The sequence below is a fragment of the Shigella dysenteriae genome (assembly GCF_022354085.1).
GTDB classification, from domain to species: domain Bacteria; phylum Pseudomonadota; class Gammaproteobacteria; order Enterobacterales; family Enterobacteriaceae; genus Escherichia; species Escherichia coli.
In genome coordinates, this window is the sequence record NZ_CP055055.1 from 4,470,675 (window position 1) to 4,492,471 (window position 21,797).

Annotated in this window: 21 protein-coding genes and 2 pseudogenes; 5 read left to right on the forward strand and 18 right to left on the reverse strand. The window is 51.6% G+C overall.

Annotation, left to right across the window (positions count from 1 at the left end; genetic code table 11):
* Nucleotides 1–161: 161 nt before the first annotated feature.
* Entirely contained in the window at nt 162–650 is a 489-nt protein-coding gene (gene yhhY / locus HUZ68_RS21405; protein WP_024257795.1) for an N-acetyltransferase, read from the forward strand.
* 210 nt (nt 651–860) lie between these two features.
* A pseudogene (locus HUZ68_RS21410) lies at nt 861–1,385 on the forward strand (DUF4225 domain-containing protein); the annotation flags it as partial.
* 15 nt (nt 1,386–1,400) lie between these two features.
* On the opposite strand, the gene HUZ68_RS21415 reads toward HUZ68_RS21410, so the two are convergent.
* Nucleotides 1,401–2,098 (reverse strand): IS1-like element IS1B family transposase gene (locus tag HUZ68_RS21415; RefSeq protein WP_095033700.1). Its coding sequence is split into 2 segments (ribosomal slippage): nt 1,401–1,849 and nt 1,849–2,098, totalling 699 coding nucleotides; the frame shifts between segments, so codons are not numbered across the junction.
* A 55-nt stretch (nt 2,099–2,153) separates the two neighbouring features.
* Between HUZ68_RS21415 and HUZ68_RS21420 the strand changes: the two are divergent.
* Nucleotides 2,154–2,550 (forward strand): annotated as a pseudogene (locus HUZ68_RS21420) (DUF4225 domain-containing protein); the annotation flags it as partial.
* On the opposite strand, the gene HUZ68_RS21425 reads toward HUZ68_RS21420, so the two are convergent.
* Together HUZ68_RS21425 and ggt are read right to left on the reverse strand one after the other, a co-directional pair.
* Entirely contained in the window at nt 2,499–2,915 is a 417-nt protein-coding gene (locus HUZ68_RS21425) for a hypothetical protein (RefSeq protein ID WP_000645170.1), read from the reverse strand. The pseudogene HUZ68_RS21420 and the gene HUZ68_RS21425 sit on opposite strands and share 52 nt — an antisense overlap.
* Before the next feature lie 368 nt (nt 2,916–3,283).
* Nucleotides 3,284–5,029: a gamma-glutamyltransferase gene (ggt, locus tag HUZ68_RS21430; protein ID WP_033814690.1), complete on the reverse strand. Its 1,746-nt coding sequence runs from the start codon at nt 5,027–5,029 to the stop codon at nt 3,284–3,286.
* Nucleotides 5,030–5,150: 121 nt separating this feature from the next.
* Between ggt and HUZ68_RS21435 the strand changes: the two genes are divergently transcribed.
* Nucleotides 5,151–5,591 (forward strand): DUF2756 family protein, encoded by a 441-nt coding sequence (locus HUZ68_RS21435; protein WP_112925139.1) that lies wholly within the window; start codon nt 5,151–5,153, stop codon nt 5,589–5,591.
* Here HUZ68_RS21435 and ugpQ read toward each other — a convergent pair.
* From ugpQ to livK, 11 genes are all read right to left on the reverse strand, one after another.
* Entirely contained in the window at nt 5,578–6,321 is a 744-nt protein-coding gene (gene ugpQ, locus HUZ68_RS21440) for a glycerophosphodiester phosphodiesterase (RefSeq protein WP_033815670.1), read from the reverse strand. The two genes, HUZ68_RS21435 and ugpQ, sit on opposite strands and share 14 nt — an antisense overlap.
* Nucleotides 6,318–7,388 carry a sn-glycerol 3-phosphate ABC transporter ATP binding protein UgpC gene (ugpC, locus tag HUZ68_RS21445; protein ID WP_033815669.1) on the reverse strand — a complete coding sequence of 357 codons (1,071 nt, stop codon included), beginning with the start codon at nt 7,386–7,388 and terminating at the stop codon, nt 6,318–6,320. The genes ugpQ and ugpC overlap by 4 nt, the downstream gene beginning before the upstream one ends.
* Before the next feature lies 1 nt (nt 7,389).
* A complete protein-coding gene (gene ugpE, locus HUZ68_RS21450; protein WP_000572164.1) occupies nt 7,390–8,235 on the reverse strand; it encodes a sn-glycerol-3-phosphate ABC transporter permease UgpE in 846 nt (281 codons plus the stop codon).
* Complete coding sequence (gene ugpA / locus HUZ68_RS21455) at nt 8,232–9,119, reverse strand: sn-glycerol-3-phosphate ABC transporter permease UgpA (RefSeq protein ID WP_000099276.1); 888 nt, start codon at nt 9,117–9,119, stop codon at nt 8,232–8,234. The genes ugpE and ugpA overlap by 4 nt, the downstream gene beginning before the upstream one ends.
* A gap of 97 nt (nt 9,120–9,216) precedes the next feature.
* The gene (gene ugpB / locus HUZ68_RS21460) at nt 9,217–10,533 is read right to left on the reverse strand and encodes a sn-glycerol-3-phosphate ABC transporter substrate-binding protein UgpB (protein WP_000803204.1); all 1,317 of its coding nucleotides are present in this window, start codon (nt 10,531–10,533) and stop codon (nt 9,217–9,219) included.
* A gap of 359 nt (nt 10,534–10,892) precedes the next feature.
* Nucleotides 10,893–11,639: a tetratricopeptide repeat protein gene (locus HUZ68_RS21465; protein ID WP_000558842.1), complete on the reverse strand. Its 747-nt coding sequence runs from the start codon at nt 11,637–11,639 to the stop codon at nt 10,893–10,895.
* Between the two features lie 118 nt (nt 11,640–11,757).
* A complete protein-coding gene (gene livF / locus HUZ68_RS21470; protein ID WP_000416895.1) occupies nt 11,758–12,471 on the reverse strand; it encodes a high-affinity branched-chain amino acid ABC transporter ATP-binding protein LivF in 714 nt (237 codons plus the stop codon).
* Between the two features lies 1 nt (nt 12,472).
* On the reverse strand, nt 12,473–13,240 hold the full coding sequence (livG, locus tag HUZ68_RS21475) for a high-affinity branched-chain amino acid ABC transporter ATP-binding protein LivG (protein ID WP_000082096.1): 768 nt from the start codon (nt 13,238–13,240) through the stop codon (nt 12,473–12,475).
* Nucleotides 13,237–14,514, reverse strand: a complete 1,278-nt coding sequence (gene livM, locus HUZ68_RS21480) for a branched chain amino acid ABC transporter permease LivM (RefSeq protein ID WP_033815668.1) — start codon at nt 14,512–14,514, stop codon at nt 13,237–13,239. The genes livG and livM overlap by 4 nt, the downstream gene beginning before the upstream one ends.
* Nucleotides 14,511–15,437: a high-affinity branched-chain amino acid ABC transporter permease LivH gene (gene livH, locus HUZ68_RS21485; protein WP_001295111.1), complete on the reverse strand. Its 927-nt coding sequence runs from the start codon at nt 15,435–15,437 to the stop codon at nt 14,511–14,513. Before livH ends, livM begins: the two co-directional genes overlap by 4 nt.
* 47 nt (nt 15,438–15,484) lie before the next feature.
* The gene (livK, locus tag HUZ68_RS21490) at nt 15,485–16,594 is read right to left on the reverse strand and encodes a high-affinity branched-chain amino acid ABC transporter substrate-binding protein LivK (protein ID WP_001301528.1); all 1,110 of its coding nucleotides are present in this window, start codon (nt 16,592–16,594) and stop codon (nt 15,485–15,487) included.
* 423 nt (nt 16,595–17,017) lie between these two features.
* Between livK and panM the strand changes: the two genes are divergently transcribed.
* A complete protein-coding gene (gene panM, locus HUZ68_RS21495) occupies nt 17,018–17,401 on the forward strand; it encodes an aspartate 1-decarboxylase autocleavage activator PanM (RefSeq protein ID WP_000778770.1) in 384 nt (127 codons plus the stop codon).
* A 199-nt stretch (nt 17,402–17,600) separates the two neighbouring features.
* Here the strand turns inward: panM and livJ are convergent, their stop codons facing one another.
* The 4 genes from livJ to ftsE form a co-directional block, all read right to left on the reverse strand.
* Complete coding sequence (gene livJ / locus HUZ68_RS21500) at nt 17,601–18,704, reverse strand: branched chain amino acid ABC transporter substrate-binding protein LivJ (protein ID WP_001021996.1); 1,104 nt, start codon at nt 18,702–18,704, stop codon at nt 17,601–17,603.
* A gap of 272 nt (nt 18,705–18,976) precedes the next feature.
* On the reverse strand, nt 18,977–19,831 hold the full coding sequence (gene rpoH, locus HUZ68_RS21505) for an RNA polymerase sigma factor RpoH (protein WP_000130217.1): 855 nt from the start codon (nt 19,829–19,831) through the stop codon (nt 18,977–18,979).
* A gap of 244 nt (nt 19,832–20,075) precedes the next feature.
* Nucleotides 20,076–21,134: a permease-like cell division protein FtsX gene (gene ftsX / locus HUZ68_RS21510; protein WP_001042003.1), complete on the reverse strand. Its 1,059-nt coding sequence runs from the start codon at nt 21,132–21,134 to the stop codon at nt 20,076–20,078.
* Complete coding sequence (gene ftsE, locus HUZ68_RS21515; protein WP_000617723.1) at nt 21,127–21,795, reverse strand: cell division ATP-binding protein FtsE; 669 nt, start codon at nt 21,793–21,795, stop codon at nt 21,127–21,129. The genes ftsX and ftsE overlap by 8 nt, the downstream gene beginning before the upstream one ends.
* Nucleotides 21,796–21,797: the final 2 nt, after the last annotated feature.

The following is a 21,797-nucleotide window of genomic DNA, read 5'->3' on the forward strand; positions in this document are numbered from 1 at the left end:
GTCGTGCTTTCAGGTTCTCCGCGAGGGTCTTCCTGATCGCGAGACAATAATAATCATTCTCATTCGCACTTGTCCAACACTTTTTGCAAAAAAATGCATTTGACTCGCATTCGAAAGTCAATGATGTTGAAAGGGACATTTACCCCAAAGAGGACAAAGGAATGAGTGAGATAGTGATACGCCATGCTGAAACGCGCGATTACGAGGCCATCAGGCAGATTCACGCCCAGCCGGAGGTGTATTACAACACACTACAGGTGCCTCATCCTTCCGATCATATGTGGCAGGAGCGACTCGCCGATCGTCCCGGCATCAAGCAACTCGTCGCCTGTATTGATGGAGACGTCGTGGGCCATCTCACCATTGACGTGCAACAGCGCCCACGCCGCAGTCATGTTGCCGATTTTGGTATCTGTGTCGACTCCCGTTGGAAGAATCGCGGCGTCGCCAGCGCCCTTATGCGAGAGATGATTGAAATGTGCGACAACTGGTTGCGGGTAGATCGCATTGAACTAACCGTGTTTGTCGATAACGCCCCGGCAATTAAGGTCTATAAAAAATACGGCTTTGAAATTGAAGGGACTGGTAAGAAGTACGCATTGCGTAATGGTGAATATGTCGATGCGTATTATATGGCGCGGGTGAAGTAAAGAATATTCTCAAATTGCCTGTTACCAATGTGAATAATTAGTTTTGTTCATCTAATTTGAGTTTTTCCTTATATTACCACCATCATTTTGAAATAATTTGTAACATCAAGAGACTTTTGAATCATTACTCGTTAATATTTCTTATTAAAGAGAACATATTTTCGCAAGCAATAGTTATTACTGTTTGTTTATGGATAGAGAGTCTACTTAATGGGTACAGCAGCTATAAGTCATTTACGATATGATCTTAACAAATATGCCCTTTCTTTACGCAAAACCGCAACACTTGCTTCAACATTTTTTATTGAGTCCCCATTAGTTAGATTCGAGTATCTGCAAGAAATAGAAAATACTATTAATGATATTACTCACAGATTCAATTCTTCATATGACATCAATGAAAAAACACGACTTATCAATGAATTAAAAATGGAGTCAGAAACAGCAAGAAAAGAATATCAACTTTTCAGACAAGAAAATTATGATAAATATATCACTACTGATATTTTCGAAGAACATGGTTTGATAAAATATGTGAACTTAAGTTTCGATATTGTTGCATCTGTAGGACAGGTCGTAGGCGGGGTTGGCGCGTTGAAATTTGGTAAGGTAGTGCATTCAAACCGAATAAAAGGTATAGGCGTCACATTAGTTGCTCATGGGGCGAATAATTTTTATGAAAGCTTATCACCTTTATTTTTTAACGAGTATGATTCAGGTCCAATACGTGAACTCGGTAATGACTCCAACTTATTGATAGTGTTTTATGTTCAGATAATGCCCGATGACTTTGTCATGCAGCTCCACCGATTTTGAGAACGACAGCGACTTCCGTCCCAGCCGTGCCAGGTGCTGCCTCAGATTCAGGTTATGCCGCTCAATTCGCTGCGTATATCGCTTGCTGATTACGTGCAGCTTTCCCTTCAGGCGGGATTCATACAGCGGCCAGCCATCCGTCATCCATATCACCACGTCAAAGGGTGACAGCAGGCTCATAAGACGCCCCAGCGTCGCCATAGTGCGTTCACCGAATACGTGCGCAACAACCGTCTTCCGGAGCCTGTCATACGCGTAAAACAGCCAGCGCTGGCGCGATTTAGCCCCGACGTATCCCCACTGTTCGTCCATTTCCGCGCAGACGATGACGTCACTGCCCGGCTGTATGCGCGAGGTTACCGACTGCGGCCTGAGTTTTTTAAATGGCGGAAAATCGTGTTGAGGCCAACGCCCATAATGCGGGCGGTTGCCCGGCATCCAACGCCATTCATGGCCATATCAATGATTTTCTGGTGCGTACCGGGTTGAGAAGCGGTGTAAGTGAACTGCAGTTGCCATGTTTTACGGCAGTGAGAGCAGAGATAGCGCTGATGTCCGGCGGTGCTTTTGCCGTTACGCACCACCCCGTCAGTAGCTGAACAGGAGGGACAGCTGATAGAAACAGAAGCCACTGGAGCACCTCAAAAACACCATCATACACTAAATCAGTAAGTTGGCAGCATCACCCGTGAACTCTACAGAGTAATAGCAAAAAAAATGGGAGGTGATATTAATTCTGCTGATTATGCATACAGCATCGTGGACTTTTCGATTACTGCATATGGTGGATATTCAGGCATGAAAATCGTACCTAAGTATAATAGATTGATTCGTCCTTCATTAGGAAATAGACCTGGTACAGGACGATTATTTCATTACACATCAGTTGATTTTAAAAATAAATTCTCATTAAAACCTACCCCTTTAAAAATCATACAAATTAGTTCTACTGTAAAAAAATTCAAGGTTACATTTTATGATGAAAAATACAAATTTGAGGATAAAACATGGCCTCAATAATCATATGCCACATCAATTATTAATGAATATATCAGGAACTACAACTGGTGCAGGAATACAATAACAGAATAACTTAATTTTAAGATAAAACATTTTGAGGCATAATTGGTAAGAGAATTTAGTATCCAGTTTTCTGTGTATGATAAGAATAGCGAACATGGCAATACTAACGATTGAAGACAGAAAAAAACTTTTCAACATGTTATCCTGAAAAAATGAGAATACAAGCAATATCCCATTAACTATACTTACCAACCCAAACCCCAAAGAGCAATAACCCACCATTGAAATAATAGCATCAATGAAATTTTGTTCTACGAGAGAGACTTCATGCTTATTAGCAAGTTTCTTCATTTCTTTGTATCTTGATTTTAAATAGAAGAGTTCTTGTTTATTAAGCACAGAGAGAATCACGTATTTTGCTTTCATTATGCCCCCTTAAAAACACTTTACAAAATCGATCAAAGTCATGATGAATGCCATTATGCACATAAACAACACAAATCGTGATATTTAAATCAATAAATTACACTCTAAAATGAACTATAACTACAGTTTATTTAATAGCATAGTTAATTCCTTTCCTGAATATCAGGAAGTAATTATCACACGTCCTATTTTCACGGTAAATGAAAAACTATTCTGCATACTCTTGAAAAGAAAGCATAACCTAAGCCCCTTAAAAGCATTCAGGATAATTATGATTATATATTACGGAGCAATAGTAAAAGCAATCCAGACACTAATTTATCTTGTTCAAGAAAACAGCCCTCTTCCCACGAAGAGGGCCGCTAACCTTAATACCCCGCAGTTAAATCATCCACCGAGCGCGGGTCGGATGCGCCGTACAACTCACCGTCCGGCCCAACCATAATGCTTTGTGTACTGCCCATCGCCTCTTTCAGCGCCACTTTCTGACCTTTTGCTTCCAGCAGCTTGAGCGTATCCGGGCTAAATCCTTTCTCGACACGCAGCTCGTCCGGCAACCACTGGTGATGGAAACGCGGCGCATTAGTCGCTTCGGCGACGTTCATGCCATAATCGATGCTATTCACCACCATTTGCAGCACGGTGGTGATAATCCGGCTCCCGCCTGGGCTGCCAGTCACCAGCCAGGTTTTACCGTCTTTCACCACAATGGTCGGTGACATCGACGACAGCGGGCGTTTGTTCGGCCCGACGGCGTTGGCATCACCGCCCACCAGCCCGTAAACGTTCGGTACGCCCGGTTTGGCGGAGAAATCATCCATTTGGTTATTGAGCAAAATACCGCTCTCGCCCGCGACAATCCCCGTACCGAAGGTGGTGTTCAGCGTATAGGTCACCGCTACCGCGTTACCGTCTTTATCCACCACTGAGTAATGGGTAGTTTGATTACTCTCATAAGGCGCAAGCTTGCCAGGGCGAATTTCGCTGGATGGCTTCGCTTTATTGATATCGATTTGATCGGCAATAGATTTGGCATAGGCTTTATTGGTCAGCGCCTGCCACGGGACTTTGACAAAATCCGGATCGCCAAGATATTCCGAGCGGTCGGCGTAGGCGTATTTCTCAGCCTCTGCCATGATTTGCATCGCATCGGCACTGCCAAAGCCGTATTTCTGCATATCGAAGTTTTCCAGAATATTGAGGATCTGCACGATATGGATCCCGCCGGAAGATGGCGGTGGCATGGAGTAAACCTGATACCCGCGATAATCGCCGCTAATCGGTGTACGTTCGACCGCTTTATAGGCCGCTAAATCTTCTTTAGTGATCAAGCCACCGTTTTTCTGCATCTCCTGGGCGATCTGTTCCGCAATCGTGCCTTTGTAGAATTCGTCCGGGCCGTTTTCGGCAATCATCTCCAGGCTCTTTGCGAGGTTCGCCTGCACCAGCTTGTCACCCTTTTTCAGCGGTTCCCCCTCTTTCCAGAAGATAGCTTTGCTGTTTTCGTGATTCGGCAACACTTCGCTACCGTAGGTTTTGAGATCGTCGGCCAGCGCATCGTTAACGATAAAACCATCGCGTGCCAGTTTAAACGCCGGTTGCACCACTTTATTCAACGGCATGGTGCCGTACTTCTCCAGCGCCAACGAGAAGCCCGCGACCGTACCCGGTGTGCCGGAAGCCAGATGCGAAGTGAGTGATTTTTTGCTGTCCGGGTTGCCCTGGTCATCGAGGAACATATCGCGTGTTGCTTTGGCGGGCGCCATTTCGCGGAAATCGATAGCGGTGGTATTGCCATTTTTCGATCGGATCAGCATAAAACCACCGCCGCCCAGATTCCCTGCCTGCGGATGTGTTACCGCCAGCGCATACCCCACTGCCACAGCGGCATCAACGGCATTCCCGCCCTCCTTTAGAATATCTACCCCCACCTGGGTGGCAGTGGCGTCCACAGACGCTACCATTCCCTGCTTCGCGCGTACCGGATGGAAGACATCTTCCTCCACGCCATACGAAACGGGCGGCGGCGCAGGTGGCGCGGCGGCGGCACTAAAACAGCATCCTGAAAGCAAAGTAGCAATCGCCGCCCGGCGTAAAAACGTCGGTTTTATCATCGTTATTCTCCAGTTATGTGAGGGGCCTTCCCCACTTAAGCCTGGTGTATAACTCTGAAATAATCATCGTTTCGCCGGGAACAGAGTAAACTTAAAGGATATCTTCAGAGGAGGATACGCGATGAAACGACTTCTGCTTTTGACGGCACTCCTGCCGTTTGTCGGCTTTGCACAGCCCATTAATACTCTGAATAACCCCAACCAGCCGGGATATCAGATCCCCAGCCAGCAGCGGATGCAAACCCAGATGCAGACTCAGCAAATCCAGCAAAAAGGGATGCTGAATCAGCAACTGAAAACGCAGACGCAATTACAACAGCAGCATTTAGAAAATCAGATTAATAGCAACTCTCAGCGGGTATTGCAGTCGCAGCCGGGGGAGCTAAACCCCGCCCGGCAGCAAATGCTGCCCAACACCAACGGCGGGATGTTAAACAACAACCATAATCCGGATAGTTCGCTAAATCAGCAGCATATGCTGCAACAGAGGAAAAACGGCGACATGCTGAATCCACCCAGCACGCCGCAGCCTGACATTCCGCTGAAAACTATTGGGCCGTAAAGTTCGGACCAATAACATCAATCGCATCAGTACAGATGCAATCCACGCCCCAGCGCAGCAACTCTGCCGCGCGCTGGGGTTTATTGACGGTATAAACCAGAATCCGTAATCCGGCGTCTTTCAACTGCATCACTCGCGCTTTATCGAGTAACTTATGATTGAGATGAATAGAGACGCAGCCCAGCCGCGCGGTCAGTTCGCGCCAGTCGTCGCGCCATTCATCCAGCAACAAACCGCGCGGCAATTCCGGTGCCGCCCGTTGTGCAGCTTCTAAAGCATCAATCTCAAACGATGACAGCAGCGGTGGCGTCATACCGGCCCACAGTTCGCGTGCCGCCAGCGCCACCATTTTGCCCGTCAACGACCCGGTGCCAGTGGTGGGTTTGATTTCGATATTCGCCATCATCCCGTGTTCGCGACAGCGTTCCGCCACCTGCGAAAGCAACGGCAGCGGCTCACCTTTAAACGCTTTGCTGTACCAACTGCCTGCATCCACGCGCAGTAAATCCTGCCAGTTCAGTTCACCCGCGACGCCCCAACCGTTACTGGTACGTTCGAGATTGTCGTCATGAAGCAGGAAGATCTCGCCATCTTTCGATAACTTCGCGTCAAATTCGATCATCTTATGACCGTATCTTGCCCCGACGTCGATTGCCGCCAGGGTGTTTTCCGGGGCCAGTTTACCGCCGCCACGGTGGGCGACGATGCGGGGATAAGGCCAGTTACTCATACTCGTTGTCCTGTTTCACCATCAAAAAGATGTAGCTGATTTTCCGGCAGATGCAGCCACAGCGTGCTGCCTGCCGTCGGGCGCTCCTGATGCGCCAGCCGTACCACCAGCTTCTGTTCGCCCCAGCGTCCGTGCGCCAGGTTATCTGCGCCGAGGATCTCCAGCGTATACATCACCAGCGGTACGCCACCTTCTGCCTGCGAGCTTAGCGCAATATGTTCCGGGCGAATGCCGAGGGTCATTTTACGCCCGGCATACTGACGGTAGCCACCGTTTAGCGGCAGCTCAATACCGCCGTCCAGTTCGAAATGCGTGCCTTCGTTATTCACGCGGCCTGTCAGCAGATTCATCGCCGGGCTGCCAATAAAACTCGCCACAAACAGGCTGGCGGGCTTTTCGTAGACTTCTACTGGTGTGCCAATCTGTTCGGCAACGCCGCCGTTCATCACCATTACTCGCTGGGCGAGGGTCATCGCCTCAACCTGATCGTGAGTAACGTAGAGTGATGTCGTTTTCAGGCGACGGTGCAGCTGTTGCAGTTCAAGACGCATCTGTACGCGCAGCTTGGCATCGAGGTTAGAGAGTGGCTCATCAAACAGGAACACCGCCGGATCGCGCACAATCGCGCGGCCCATCGCCACACGCTGACGCTGACCGCCGGAAAGCTCGCGCGGGCGGCGCTTAAGCAGACCGTCCAGTTCCAGAATGCGCGCTGCTTCTTTAACGCGCTCGGCAATTTGCTGCTTGCCCATGCCGCGAATTTTCAGCCCCCACGCCATGTTTTCTTCGACGCTCATATGCGGATAAAGCGCGTAGTTCTGGAACACCATCGCAATCCCGCGATCTTTCGGCTCCATTTCGGTCACCCGCTGATTGTTGATCCAGATATCGCCTTCCGTCACCCGCTCCAGCCCGGCAACCATACGCAGCAGCGTCGATTTCCCGCAGCCAGACGGCCCGACCATCACGATAAATTCGCCATCCGCCACATCAAGGGTCAGCGGTTTAATCACCTGGGTTTTGCCATCCCAGCTTTTGGTTACTGCCTGTAATTTCAGTCCTGCCATCTTATTTCTCACTATCGACCAGGCCGCGCACAAAGGCACGCTGCATCACTAAAACAATCACCACCGGAGGGATAAGCGTTAACAACATCGCCGCCATCACTGAGTTCCATTCTGTGGTGCCTTCGCCAGTGGCGATCATCCCTTTGATCCCTGCCACGGTGGTGCCGAGATCCACGTCGGTAATAATTAACAACGGCCACAAATACTGGTTCCAGCCGTAAATAAAGGTGATCACAAACAACGCCGCCAGATTAGTTTTGGACAACGGAAAAACGATGTCGCAAAAGAAGCGCATTGGCGACGCGCCGTCGATCCGCGCGGCTTCCACCAGTTCATCCGGTAGGGTCATAAAGAACTGGCGGAAAAGAAACGTCGCGGTCGCCGAGGCCATCAGCGGCAGCGTTAAACCGGCGTAGCTGTCGAGCATCTTCAGGTTGGCGATGACTTCCACCGTCGGGAAGATACGTACTTCAACCGGCAACATCAGGGTGATAAAAATCATCCAGAAAAAGAGGTTACGCAGCGGAAAACGAAACCAGACAATGGCGAATGCCGAGAGCATCGAGACGGTAATTTTGCCGAGCGTAATGCTGAACGCCATCACGAAGCTGTTAAGCAACATCCGCCAGAACGGCGCACTATTTGTGCCTACCCCGTTTACCCAGATGTTGTGGATGTTTTCCAGCAGATGCGTGCCGGGGATGAGCGTCATCGGCGCGGCGTAGACGGCCTGTTTATCCAGCGTCGCCGCGACAAACGCCACGTACAGCGGGAAGAGGATCACCGCGATCCCGAGGATCAGCATGGTATGGCTGAATATCGTCAGCCACGGACGGTTCTCAATCATTGGTAACGCACCTTGCTTTCAACATAGCGGAACTGCACCACCGTCAGCACGATGACGAGGAACATCAACACCACCGACTGTGCGGCAGACGAAGCCAGATCCAGTCCAGTAAAGCCTTCGCGGTAGATCTTATAAATCAGCGTCGTGGTGGCCTGAACCGGCCCGCCGGACGTGGCGGCGTCGATCACCGGGAAGGTGTCGAAGAAGGCATACACCAGGTTCACTACCAGCAGGAAGAAACTCACCGGGGCGATAAGCGGCAGCGCAATCTTAAAGAAGCGGCGAATCGGCCCTGCACCGTCGATGGCTGCGGCTTCGATCAACGAACGGGGAATGGATTGCAGCGCGGCATAGAAGAACAGGAAGTTGTAGCTGATTTGCTTCCATACTGAGGCAAACACCACCAGAAACATTGCCTGACCGCTGTTTTGCGCGTGGTTCCAGTCGTAGCCGAACTCAGCGAGAAAATGGGTGATCAGCCCGCGACCGGGGTTAAACAGGAAGATCCACAATACGGCGGCAACGGCGGGAGCCACGGCATACGGCAGCAGCATCAAGGTTTGATAGAAACGACTGCCGCGCACGATGTACTCCACCAGCGCCGCAAAGAACAGCGATACCAGCAAACCGCTGACGGTGACAAAGGTGCTGAATTTTATCGTCGTCCAGAAGGAGTCGAGATAGTAGCTGTCATGAAACAGCGCGACGAAGTTATCCAGGCCGACAAACTGGCTGGAGAAACCAAACGGATCGACGCTTTGCAGCGAGTACCACAACGCTTCGCCCGCAGGCCAGATAAAAAAGATAACGGTGATGATGAGCTGCGGCGCGACCAGCAGATAAGGCAGCCAGCGCGAGCGGAACACCGGACGGGATGATGACATTACGGTTAATTCCTGAACTGTGCCGGATGCGCTTCGCTTATCCGGCCTACACGCGATGCCAGGTCAGATAAGCGAAACGCATCCGACATTACACTGATTAAGACTTCGTCGATTTCTCAAAGCGGCGCAGCAACTGATTTCCACGCTCAACGGCGGTATCCAGTGCCTGCTGTGGTGTCTTCTTACCGGTCCACACGCTCTCGAGCTCTTCATCCACAATCACGCGGATCTGCGGCATGTTGCCCAGACGCAGCCCTTTGGTGAACGGCAACGGCGGCTTATTCAGCATCTGACGCGTCGCGGTATCCGCCCCTGGGTTTTTCTCATAAAAGCCCTGCTCACGAGTCAAGTCATACGCCGCTTTGGTGATTGGCAGATAACCAGTTTTCTGATGCCACTCGGCAGCATTTTCTGGCTTAGCGAGGAAGTCGAGGAACTTCGCCACGCCGGTATAAGTTTCTTTATCTTTGCCCTGCATCACCCACAGGCTGGCCCCGCCGATAATGGCGTTTTGCGGTGCATCTTTCGCATCGGCGTCGTAAGGCATCATGCCTACGCCATAGTTGAATTTGGCGTACTCGCGAATATTAGCGAGAGAACCGGAAGAGGCGGTGGTCATCGCGCAATCACCGTTATAGAACTTCTCGGTGGATTCATCCTTACGCCCGACGTAGCTGAAATCGCCCTTCTTGTTCATCTCTTCGAGCATGGCGATGTGTTTCACCTGCTCCGGCTTGTTGAACTCCAGCACCGCATCCGTGCCGTCAAAGCCGTTGTTTTTGCTGGCAAACGGCAGACCGTTCCAGGCGCTAAAGTTTTCCAGTTGGATCCAGCCCTGCCAGCCGCTGGCGTAGCCGCACTTCATGCCGGAGGCTTTCAGTTTTGCAGAATAGTCCGCCAGATCCTGCCAGGTTTTCGGCGGCTGTTCCGGGTCTAATCCTGCTTTCTTGAAGGCGTCTTTGTTGTAATAGAGAACGGGGGTCGAGCTGTTGAACGGCTGGGAGAGTAAGTGGCCGGTTTTGCTGTCGGAATAGTAACCTGAAACCGTCGGCACAAACTGCGACTCATCGAATTGAATCCCCGCCTCTTTAAACACGTCATACACCGGTTTAATGGCTTTCGACGCCATCATGGTGGCGGTGCCAACTTCATAAACCTGCAAAATAGCCGGAGCGTTGCCGGTACGAAATGCGGCAATCCCCGCGCTTAAATTCTGTTCGTAGTTGCCTTTATAGGTCGGTACAATTTTGTAATCCGGGTTTTCGGCGTTAAAACGTTGGGCCAGAGAATCCACCTCTTTACCCAGTTCCCCTTCCATAGAATGCCAGAACGGAATGGTTGTCACTGCCTGTGCATTCCCCATTAACGCCAGTCCGAGCGCCAGTGCTGAAGCTGTATAATGTAACGGTTTCATCGTTTATCTCTCTTGTTGTACCGAATGCGCGAATTCACGCGTTTTATGCTCGCGGGGTAACATGACATGCTCGAATTACAGAAAAATAACTTTTTTGTTACATTTGTAAGATAGTAAGGTGTCAGAAAGATGACAAGGCGGTGACGGTACGGGTAAGGGAAAATGGGAGATGGGGCACGGATATCCCGAGAATGCACTGAAAAGAGGCGATTAACGGCCAGCTAATCGCCAGAACTCCTTACCATGAAGAGCAAAAATGGCAGCAAATTCTGCGTCCAGTTTTGCTGCCCGATGAGAGCTACATTTTTCAATTTTAACAAAAGATTGCCGCGACACTGGTCTAACGGCAAAGAAGATTTTCATTGCACCACACTCTGCTTCAGCCGCTCATTGGCGGTCTTAATCCATTCCCGGTGGTGTTTTCTATAATGAGGTCTTGAGCGTTTAGCCGTATCAACCACGGCAACATACTGCTCGTTGGCTTCACGTAACCGACTCATTTTCGCCAACATTTCCGCATAGTAAATACGCGCCTGCGGGCCGGGGTAATAAGAAATCAATACTTCAAACTCGCTTTCCGCATCAGCGTATTTTTCTTGTGCGGCTAACGTTCTGGCAAATAACAAATGCCCGTCTGCCGACTGAAAATCAGGGTTATAACGCATCACATCTTCCAGCGTCTGCTGACAGGCGGCGAACTCCTGAATAGCAAACTGTGCCTGCGCCAGGCTTAGCATCATTGCCGCTTCATGGGCGAATATCCCGCTTAACGCCTGCTGATAATGGGGAACAGCTTCGTGATAACGCCCCAGACGCGCCAGTTCATTAGCCAACGCATAATGGTTTTGATTCGTCTCGGCAATCGCCAGTTCTTCGGTTAATTTGCGCAGGTGGCGCTCAGGGTTTAGTTTGTCCTGCAGGCGCATCAGCAAAGTATGCCCGTGACGGTCAGCGCCCGTTTCAGGCAGCATCACTATGACGAAATACGCCACGCAGCCAATCACCGGAAAACAGAAAATGATAAAAATCCAGTACCGCTCTTGTCCGGTACGGTAAGCGTGAATACAGCAAAGCAGTTCAAGCATGACAACAACGGCATAATGCATGGGAGGGAACCTTTCCGTGGCAAATAAGTGGTCTGGTTTTAATCCTCCCGGTCAGTTGAAACAAGTCTGTATACGGACGAATAACCCGGCAGAACTTAGCTGCCGGGTTATTGATAATTTACCCGCCTAAATACGCACTTCTCACTGCTTCGTTCGCCAGTAGCGCATCACCAGTATCGGAGAGCACTACATGGCCGTTTTCCAGCACGTAGCCGCGATCAGCGAGCTTCAGCGCCTGGTTAGCGTTCTGCTCGACGAGGAAGATAGTCATCCCCTGCTCGCGCAGCTGCTCGATGGTGTCGAAAATTTGCTGGATGATAATCGGCGCAAGACCGAGCGATGGCTCATCAAGCAACAACAAACGCGGGTTGCTCATCAGCGCGCGACCAATCGCCAGCATCTGCTGTTCACCGCCGGACATGGTGCCTGCCCGCTGAACACGGCGCTCATGCAGACGCGGGAACAGTTCATACACCCACTTTATGCGCTCCTGGAACTGGTCGCGTTCGGCAAAGAAGCCGCCCATCGCCAGGTTCTCTTCCACCGTCATCCGCGAGAAGACGCGACGCCCTTCCGGGACAATCGCTACCGCTTCGCGCATGATTTTCGCCGTCTGCCAGTCGGTAATGTCTTTATCATCAAACACAATTCGCCCGCTGGTGGCGCGTGGATCGCCGCATAATGTGCCAAGCAAGGTGGTTTTCCCCGCCCCGTTCGCGCCAATGAGGGTGACAATCTCGCCCTGATTGATATGCAGGCTCACCTCATGCAGCGCCTGGATTTTGCCGTAGTGGGCGCTGACTTTGTCAAAGGACAACATGACTTTTTCCATCTTATGCCTCACCTAAATAGGCACGGATCACGTCCGGGTTATTACGGATTTGCTCCGGCGTACCGTTTGCCAGCGGCGTCCCCTGATTGACCACGTAAATTCGGTCCGAAATTCCCATCACCAGCTTCATATCGTGTTCAATCAACAAGATAGTGGTGTTGTGATGATTGCGCAGTTCGGCAATCAGCTCATCCAGCTCTTTCGTTTCTTTCGGGTTAAGACCTGCCGCAGGTTCGTCGAGCATTAAAATCTCCGGCTGCGTCACCATGCAGCGGGCGATCTCCAGACGGCGCTGGTCACCGTAGGCCAGGTTGCTCGCCTGGCGGTTGGCGTGTTCCAGCAAACCAATGCGCTCAAGCCAGATGGCGGCGCGGTCGAGCGCTTCGCTCTGGGCGCGACGGAAAGAAGGCGTTTTCAACAGGCCAGAGAACAGCCCGGTTTTCAGTTGCTGATGCTGCGCCACCAGCAGGTTTTCAATTACCGTCATTTCACGGAACAGACGCACATGCTGGAAGGTGCGCACCACGCCCATGCGGGCGATTTGCTGCCCCGGCAAACCCTCCAGATGCTGATCGCGCAGTAAAATAGTGCCGCCGGTGGGTTTGTAGAATCCGGTCAGGCAGTTAAAGACCGTGGTTTTTCCGGCACCGTTAGGACCGATTAACGAGACGATCTCCTGCGGGTACAGTTCAAGATTGACGTTGTTCACTGCCAGCAGGCCGCCGAAGCGCATCATCAGGCCGTTAACAGATAATAATGGCTGACTCATGCCTGCTCTCCTTTCGCTGCGCCGTTTTTCAGCTTGAGTTGCGGGCGCGTCATGGGCAGCAAGCCCTGCGGACGCCAGATCATCATCAGCACCATCAAACCACCGAGCATTAACATGCTGTATTCGTTGAAATCACGCATCAACTCGCGCGACACCACCAGCAAAATTGCCGCCAGAATCACCGCAAATTGCGAGCCCATACCGCCGAGCACCACTATCGCCAGTACAAAGGCTGATTCAGCAAAGGTGAAGGATTCCGGGCTGACAAAGCCCTGACGCGCCGCAAACAGCGTTCCGGCAAAACCCGCAAACGCGGCGCTGATGGTAAAGGCGGTCAGCTTGATACGACGCGGGCTTAAGCCCAGCGAACGGCAGGCGATTTCGTCTTCACGCAACGCTTCCCAGGCGCGACCCAGCGGCATCCGCAGCAGGCGGTTAATGACAAACAGGCTTAATACCACCAGCAGCAACGCCACCAGGTAGAGGAAGATAACGCGATCGGAGGGATCGTATTTCAGGCCAAAGAAATTACTGAACGTGTCCCAGCCGCCTTCACGGGCGGTACGGCTGAACTCGAGGCCGAAGAAAGTCGGTTTCGGGATCTGACTGATACCATTCGGGCCGCCGGTAATTTCGGTGTTATTGAGCAGCAATATGCGCACAATTTCGCCGAAACCGAGGGTAACGATCGCCAGATAGTCGCCGCGCAGGCGCAGCACCGGAAAACCGAGCAGGAAGCCCGCCGCCGCTGCCATTAACCCGGCAATCGGCAGACAGGTCCAGAAGCCCAGGCCGTAATAGTGATTGAGCAGCGCAAAGGTGTAAGCGCCGATGGCGTAAAAGCCGCCGTAACCCAGCACCAGCAGGCCAGAAAGCCCTACCACCACGTTCAGCCCGAGGCCGAGGATAATGTAGATCATGGTCAAGGTGGCGATATCCACCGTCCCGCGTGAAACCATAAACGGCCACGCCACCGCAAGCACCAGCAGCGCCACGAGAAACAGCTTTTGCCTCACCGTGGAGCCATCAATCGCGGGCAGAATAAACTTCGGTCCGGAAACGCTTTTCAACCCTTTCTGGAAAGCCGGGCGCAAAAGCTGGAAGAAAAAGACCACCGCCGTGCCGATAAACACCCACTGCCAACGGACATCTGAAGCCGTGTCGACCACCAGTTTGGTGCCATCCAGCTCCAGTTGTACGCCCATAAAGACGCCCGCCAGCACAAAAAACATGGCGGCAGAGAGCAACGCCATTGCAATATGCATCGGTTTCATACTTTCTCTACCTCCGGGCGACCCAGAATACCGGTCGGCATCACCAGCAGCACCAGAATCAGCAGGGCGAATGAGACCACATCTTTATATTCCGTACTCAGATAGGCAGAAGAGAGCGCCTCCGCAATCCCCAGAATCAGCCCGCCAATCATCGCTCCCGGAATGCTGCCAATCCCACCAAGCACCGCAGCGGTAAAGGCTTTCATCCCGGCCATAAAGCCGATATAGGGGTTAATGACGCCGTAGAACTGACCGAGCAGTACGCCCGCCACCGCTGCCATCGCCGCGCCAATCACAAAGGTCAGCGCAATCACCCGGTCAGTGTTAATGCCAAGCAGGCTCGCCATTTTCAGATCTTCCGCGCAGGCACGACAGGCGCGCCCCATGCGGGAATAGCGAATGAAAATCGTCAGCGCCAGCATGGCGAGGAAGGTGACAATCCAGATCACCGCCTGCATGGTGGTAATAGAGGCAGAGAAGTTTTCGCTATGACCCACTACCCACTGACCATTAAACAAGCTGGGCAGCGCCACGTCGCGCGAACCTTCAGTCAGGCTGACGTAGTTTTGCAGGAAGATGGACATACCGATTGCCGAGATGAGTGCAATCAGGCGCTTAGAGTTACGCACCGGGCGGTAAGCCACCCGTTCGATACTCCAGCCGTAGGCGCTGGCAATGACGATTGCGCCGACGAATCCCGCCGCTACCAGCAGCCAGCCGGTATCAATGCCCATCATCATCAGTGCGGCGATGATCATAAATGAGACGTAGCTGCCGATCATGTAAACCTCGCCGTGGGCGAAGTTGATCATGCCGATAATGCCGTAAACCATGGTGTAGCCGATGGCAATCAGCGCGTAAGTACTGCCCAGCGTGACGCCGTTAAACATCTGCTGCAAGAAATACAAAAACTGCTCAGACATAAGGTAACCTTTCTAAACCCGCCCGCATTTCACGGGCGGTGGGATTTTCACTTGGCTGCCGTGGATGAACCGTCGGCGTGCCACTGGAAGACACCAAAATCAAATCCCTTAAGATCGCCTTTTTCATCCCAGTTCAGCGGCCCAATCACGGTGTTTGCACCGTTAGCTTTTAAATCTTTCACCAGCGCCAGCGGCTCATCGCTGCCGGTACGCTCAAGGGCAGTTGCCAGAGATTGCACCGCCGCGTAGGTGATCCAGACATAAGGCCCGGACGGATCTTTCTTGTCTGCTTTCAGCGCATCAACGATGCCCTGGTTTGCCGGATCCTGGTCATAGCGTTTTGGCATAGTGACCAACATGCCTTCGGCGGCATCACCGGCAATGTTCGACAACGACGCATTACCCACACCTTCCGGCCCCATAAACTGGGTTTTCAGGCCAACGGAACGGGCCTGGCGCAGCATCTGCCCCATTTCCGGGTAGTAACCGCCGTAGTAAACGAAGTCGATGTTTTCTTTTTTCAGGCGGGCGATCAGCGCGGAGAAATCTTTCTCCCCGGCGGTAATACCGTCGAAGAAGACGACGTTGGCGTTAGCCGCTTTCAGCCCGTCCTGCACCGAACGCGCCAGCCCTTCGCCATACTGTTGTTTGTCGTGAATGATGGCGATGCGCTGAGGCTTCACCGTCTCAAGAATGTATTTTGCCGCCGTTGGCCCCTGGGAAGAGTCCAGCCCGGCAGTACGCATAATGTGTTGATAACCGCGTTGGGTCAGCTCCGGGTTGGTCGCTCCCGGCGAGATCATCAGAATACCTTCGTCTTCATAGATATCTGACGCAGGCTGGGTAGAAGAAGAACACAGATGACCAATAACGTATTTAATGCCGTCATTAACGATTTTGTTGGCGACCGCAACGGCTTGTTTCGGGTCGCAGGCGTCGTCATATTCCACGCCAACCAGCTTATCGCCTTTAATTCCCCCTTTGGCATTAATGTCTTTAATCGCCTGACGCGCGCCGTTAAATTCCATATCGCCCCACTGGGCAATCGGGCCGGACATCGCGCCGACAACGGCAACTTTAATATCGTCGGCTAAAGCGGTGTGTGAAATTGCCAGTGCAATCATCCCTGCGATGATAGTTTTCGCATTCCGTTTCATAGTCAAAAATCCCCATTCGTGATGTTGTGTTGCTTTGTTTTTATGTGTTAACAAATCAGACTGTTCTTTTTTTATACTGCACTGTTTTTGCCTGTCTGATTAAGGGTTTAGCGCAGTATTTTGTGATAATAGCGATTAAAGTCCCTATTTTTCAGTCGATTAAGAACAGATAATATTCTGAATTTATTGATAGATAAACAGAAAAAAGTGCCTTTGTCAGCATAAAATAACGGCACAAAGGGCGGAATAATTCACTACCATTCAGGGGATTATGCTGGGTATTTTTCATTCTCTAATGTTTTAACTTTGTAATTATTGCTGTTAAAAAATTAATCACCTGCCAAAAGAAATAAAAAAGAGAAAGCCTCCGATTAAATTATTTCGCTACACTGGTTCCACTTTTGTGATTTACACGGGTTACCCATGAAGCTGACCATCATTCGATTAGAAAAATTTAGCGACCAGGACCGGATTGACCTGCAAAAGATCTGGCCGGAGTATTCCCCTTCCTCTTTACAGGTTGACGATAACCACCGCATCTACGCCGCACGTTTCAACGAGCGCCTGCTTGCTGCTGTACGCGTAACCTTGAGCGGCACCGGGGGGGCACTGGATTCTCTGCGCGTGCGGGAAGTCACCCGACGTCGCGGCGTGGGGCAATATCTGCTGGAAGAGGTGTTAAGTGATAATGCCAGCGTTTCATCCTGGTGGATGGCGGATGCAGGCGTAGAAGATCGCGGTGTGATGACGGCGTTTATGCAGGCACTGGGATTTACGGCACAGCAGGGCGGCTGGGAGAAGCGTTAATCGTCAAGTTTGATTTCAAAAGTGATGACCAACGAGAAATTGCCTGATGCGCTACGCTTATCAGGCCTACAATGTGTGCTGCAATTTACTGATTTCTTTGGATCTTGTAGGCCGGATAAGGCGTTTACGCCGCATCCGGCATGAAGCAACGTACTCGATATTAGCAATTTGGCGGCAACCCAAAGTTGCCGATTAATGATTACTTCGCATCGGTCGCCGTGCCGTTGGCGTGCCAGTCAAATACACCGAACTCAAAGCCTTTCAGGTCACCTTTCTCATCCCACGTCAGCGGACCCATCACGGTATCAACCGAGTTCGCTTTCAGGTATTTGGCGATCTCAGCCGGATCGTCAGACTGATTCAGGCCCGCCTGCAAAGATTGCAGCGCGGCGTAGGTGGTCCAGACGAATGCGCCGCTTGGGTCCTGTTTTTTCGCTTTGATCGCATCAACAATGGGTTTGTTCGCCGGAACCTGATCGTAGTTCTTCGGCTTGGTCACCAGCAGCCCTTCCGCTGATTCGCCCGCAATGTTAGACAGCGAGACGTTAGCCACGCCTTCCGGCCCCATAAACTGAGTTTTCAACCCTGCCGCGCGTGCCTGACGCAGGATTTGCCCCATTTCCGGGTGATAACCGCCGTAGTAAACGAAGTCGATATTCTCTTTTTTCAGACGCGCCACCAGCGTTGAGAAATCTTTTTCCCCGGCGGTGATACCATCAAAGAACACCACGTTAGCATTGCCTTTCTTCAGGCCGTCCTGCACCGCTCGCGCCAGACCTTCGCCGTATTGCTGTTTGTCGTGAACGATAGCAATACGCTGCGGTTTCACTTTCTCAAGAATATATTTCGCCGCCGTCGGCCCCTGGTCGGAGTCCAGGCCGGTGGTGCGCAGGATCAGCTGATAGCCACGGGCGGTCAGCTCCGGCGCGGTTGCCGCTGGGGTGATCATTAAAATGCCTTCGTCTTCGTAGATGTCAGACGCAGGCTGCGTTGATGAAGAACAGAGGTGACCAATCACATATTTAATGCCGTCGTTAACGACTTTGTTCGCCACCGCAACCGCCTGTTTCGGGTCACAGGCATCGTCATATTTTACGATTTGCAGTTTGTTGCCTTTAATGCCGCCTTTAGCGTTGATATCCGCAACCGCCTGCTCTGCGCCGGTAAACTCCTGGTCACCGTACTGCGCAACCGGACCGGACATTGCGCCCACGACCGCAACTTTAATATCTTCCGCCAGAGCCATATTGCTGAATGCCAGCGCGATACATCCTGCCAGTAACGCTTTACCCTTTATATTCATCCTGAGAATCCCCATTCTTCTGGTTATTACGTGTGTTGTGGTGTTGTGATTCAGCACTTTATTTCGTTTTATGCATGACTACCCGTGCTTTAGCAGCATACTCTGCTAAAACATACCCCATTTTTATGATATTGGAATAGCTATTTTGACAGTTTATTAACAATCTGCGTGGGGATTGGCGTTTTGCCGGAAGGGGAAATTGATTATTGCAGAGGCCCAAAAAAACAAAAACCCCGGACTCTCATCCAGGGTTCTCTGCTTAATAGCGGAAATTACGCTTCAATGGCGGCGCGAAGTTTTTTCATCGCGTTCTTTTCCAGCTGGCGCACACGCTCAGCGGAAACACCGTAACGGTCAGCCAGTTCCTGCAACGTGGACTTGTTGTCTTCGTCCAGCCAGCGCGCGCGGATGATGTCCTGGCTACGCTCGTCCAGACCTTGCATCGCGTCGGTCAGGCGGTTTGCCGCCTGCTCTTCCCAGTTATCATCTTCAATGCCGTCGGCAAAGTTAGATGATTTATCCTGCAGATAGAGCACCGGTGCCATCGGCTGGCTGTCGGAATCGTCGTCGGAAGACAGGTCAAAGGTCATGTCCTGTGCCGCCATACGTGATTCCATCTCACGTACGTCTTTGCTGGTTACGCCCAGTTCACGGGCCACCATTTCGACTTCATCCTGGTTAAACCAGCCCAAACGCTGCTTGGTTTTACGCAGGTTGAAGAACAGTTTGCGCTGCGCTTTGGTGGTCGCAACTTTGACGATACGCCAGTTACGCAGAACGTATTCGTGGATCTCTGCTTTGATCCAGTGAACGGCGAAGGAGACCAGGCGCACACCCACTTCCGGGTTGAAACGGCGCACTGCTTTCATCAGGCCGATGTTACCTTCCTGAATCAAATCCGCCTGTGGCAGGCCATAGCCCGCATAATTACGAGCAATATGAACAACAAACCGCAGGTGAGACAGGATCAGCGTTTTAGCTGCTTCCAGATCGCCATGGTAATGCAGCTTTTCAGCCAGCGCCCGCTCCTCGTCAGCCGACAACATCGGCCACGCGTTAGCTGCCCGGATGTAGGAATCCAGGTTGCCAACTGGGGCTAAAGCTAAACTTTGCATTTTGTCAGTCATTCAAATCCTCTCAATCGATATCTTCTGGCGCTTCAGTGGTAGCAACAACTGTGCCAGAGCTTAAGAGCAACGAGGTTATCATTCACTGTTTTATCAGACCGTGATTTTATCCACAAGTTCAATGCAAGCTTGTGAATAAATTACGCACAAAATGTGACATAGAGATGAAATACCGGGAAGAGACAACGGGGTCTCTTTCCCTGCTACGGAACCCATTGCAGGGAAAGAGTATAACACGCTTTTATTATTCAGGCGTAAAGTGGCGTAAATGTTGTACCGTGGCAAGCCACGCTGCCACCCAGCCAATCATCGAGCATACCAGCAGCAATAGCAGGCATTCATCGAACGATAAGCCATTGATATCAAACTTCGTTCCGAAAACCTGTGCCACTTCCGCAACCGCCGATGACAAACGCAGTACCAGAATTTCTGACAAAATTAGTGACAACAATGCGCCAGAAAATCCCAGCAGTGCGCCACCGTACAGGAACGGGCGCAGGATGAAACCATCCGTCGCACCAATCAGTTTCTGCACGTTAATGGAGTCACGACGAGCAAAGATACTCAGGCGTACACTGTTACCGATGACGAGGAACACTGCCGCCACCATCAACACGCCGATCATCGCCGAAACGCGCCCGACCAGCCCGGTCAACGCCGCCAGACGGGCAAACCAGCTGTCATCCATCCGCACTTCGTCAATGCCGTTAATCTGCGTGATACGATCACGCAGCGTATTCAGAGACTCCGTCCCCTGAAAGTCGAGTTTCGGGATCACCACCGCCACTGCCGGAAGCGGGTTTTCTTCCAGCATATCCAGCGCACCACCAAAACCAGACCAGTTACGGAACTCGCCCAGTGCATCTTCACGAGAAAGATAATTCACTTTCTCCACGCCTTGCTCGGCCTGCAACTGTGCCACCACGCCCGCAGCAGCGTCATCGTCCAGCGTTTTTTGCAGATAAACAGTGATTTGCGGTGACGGATAATATTGCGTCGCCGCCTGGTTAACGTTTTTGTACACCATATAACAGACGCTGGGCAGCGTCAGGGAGATGGCGATAACCATCACCGTTAAAAACGTGGCGAACGGTTTGCTTTTCAGATCCTGCAATGCGCCGTGGAAGGCATAGCGCACCTGTTCGTTGAAAACGTTGGTTTTGCGATTTACCGGTTTTGGCGAGGATTTCGCGCGTTTCGGTGCGTTACGACCGCCGTCGCCTGAGCCGCCGACCGATTTACGGAAGCGATCAAGACGCCCGCCAAACTGCCGAATATGATTGATTGCATCGCGCTTATTCATGGCCCACGCCTCCATGCAAGTGACCATCGCTCAGGGTGAGCATGCGATAGGAACGCCGCGAAATCAGGTTGATGTCGTGCGTTGCCATCAATACGGTTACCCCAACGCGGTTAAACTCTTCAAACAGACGTAGAATCCCTTCCGACAACGCGTCGTCCAGGTTACCAGTCGGTTCGTCCGCCAGCAGTACCGCAGGCTTGTTCACCACCGCGCGGGCAATGCCAACACGCTGTTGTTCACCGCCGGAAAGCTGAATAGGGAAGTTCTTCGCTTTGTCCAGTAGCCCGACTTTATCCAGTGCCGCCGACACCCGGCGACGAATATCGTCACCGCTGGCACCAGCGATAATCAGCGGGATCGCCACGTTATCGTAGACAGTACGGTCCATCAGTAGATGGTGATCCTGGAAAATCATGCCAATCTGGCGGCGCAGAAACGGAACTTCACGGTTTTTCAGACGCGTGATGTCATGGCCGCTAAACCAGATTTTCCCGGCGCTGGGCCGCTCAATCCCACAGATCAGCTTCAGGAGGGTACTTTTCCCTGCGCCGGAATGACCGGTCAGAAACGCCATCTCACCCGGCTGCATATGGAACGTAACGCCCTGCAGCGCCTGTCTCCCACCGAGATAAGCCTTGCTGACATGTTCAAAGCGAATCATTG

What these genes read in the sequence shown, in the direction of transcription:
- yhhY (WP_024257795.1), top strand. Translation starts at nt 162, where the DNA reads ATGAGTGAGATAGTGATACGCCATGCTGAAACGCGCGATTACGAGGCC.
- HUZ68_RS21425 (WP_000645170.1), bottom strand. Translation starts at nt 2,915, where the DNA reads ATGAAAGCAAAATACGTGATTCTCTCTGTGCTTAATAAACAAGAACTC.
- ggt (WP_033814690.1), bottom strand. Translation starts at nt 5,029, where the DNA reads ATGATAAAACCGACGTTTTTACGCCGGGCGGCGATTGCTACTTTGCTT.
- HUZ68_RS21435 (WP_112925139.1), top strand. Translation starts at nt 5,151, where the DNA reads ATGAAACGACTTCTGCTTTTGACGGCACTCCTGCCGTTTGTCGGCTTT.
- ugpQ (WP_033815670.1), bottom strand. Translation starts at nt 6,321, where the DNA reads ATGAGTAACTGGCCTTATCCCCGCATCGTCGCCCACCGTGGCGGCGGT.
- ugpC (WP_033815669.1), bottom strand. Translation starts at nt 7,388, where the DNA reads ATGGCAGGACTGAAATTACAGGCAGTAACCAAAAGCTGGGATGGCAAA.
- ugpE (WP_000572164.1), bottom strand. Translation starts at nt 8,235, where the DNA reads ATGATTGAGAACCGTCCGTGGCTGACGATATTCAGCCATACCATGCTG.
- ugpA (WP_000099276.1), bottom strand. Translation starts at nt 9,119, where the DNA reads ATGTCATCATCCCGTCCGGTGTTCCGCTCGCGCTGGCTGCCTTATCTG.
- ugpB (WP_000803204.1), bottom strand. Translation starts at nt 10,533, where the DNA reads ATGAAACCGTTACATTATACAGCTTCAGCACTGGCGCTCGGACTGGCG.
- HUZ68_RS21465 (WP_000558842.1), bottom strand. Translation starts at nt 11,639, where the DNA reads ATGCATTATGCCGTTGTTGTCATGCTTGAACTGCTTTGCTGTATTCAC.
- livF (WP_000416895.1), bottom strand. Translation starts at nt 12,471, where the DNA reads ATGGAAAAAGTCATGTTGTCCTTTGACAAAGTCAGCGCCCACTACGGC.
- livG (WP_000082096.1), bottom strand. Translation starts at nt 13,240, where the DNA reads ATGAGTCAGCCATTATTATCTGTTAACGGCCTGATGATGCGCTTCGGC.
- livM (WP_033815668.1), bottom strand. Translation starts at nt 14,514, where the DNA reads ATGAAACCGATGCATATTGCAATGGCGTTGCTCTCTGCCGCCATGTTT.
- livH (WP_001295111.1), bottom strand. Translation starts at nt 15,437, where the DNA reads ATGTCTGAGCAGTTTTTGTATTTCTTGCAGCAGATGTTTAACGGCGTC.
- livK (WP_001301528.1), bottom strand. Translation starts at nt 16,594, where the DNA reads ATGAAACGGAATGCGAAAACTATCATCGCAGGGATGATTGCACTGGCA.
- panM (WP_000778770.1), top strand. Translation starts at nt 17,018, where the DNA reads ATGAAGCTGACCATCATTCGATTAGAAAAATTTAGCGACCAGGACCGG.
- livJ (WP_001021996.1), bottom strand. Translation starts at nt 18,704, where the DNA reads ATGAATATAAAGGGTAAAGCGTTACTGGCAGGATGTATCGCGCTGGCA.
- rpoH (WP_000130217.1), bottom strand. Translation starts at nt 19,831, where the DNA reads ATGACTGACAAAATGCAAAGTTTAGCTTTAGCCCCAGTTGGCAACCTG.
- ftsX (WP_001042003.1), bottom strand. Translation starts at nt 21,134, where the DNA reads ATGAATAAGCGCGATGCAATCAATCATATTCGGCAGTTTGGCGGGCGT.
- ftsE (WP_000617723.1), bottom strand. Translation starts at nt 21,795, where the DNA reads ATGATTCGCTTTGAACATGTCAGCAAGGCTTATCTCGGTGGGAGACAG.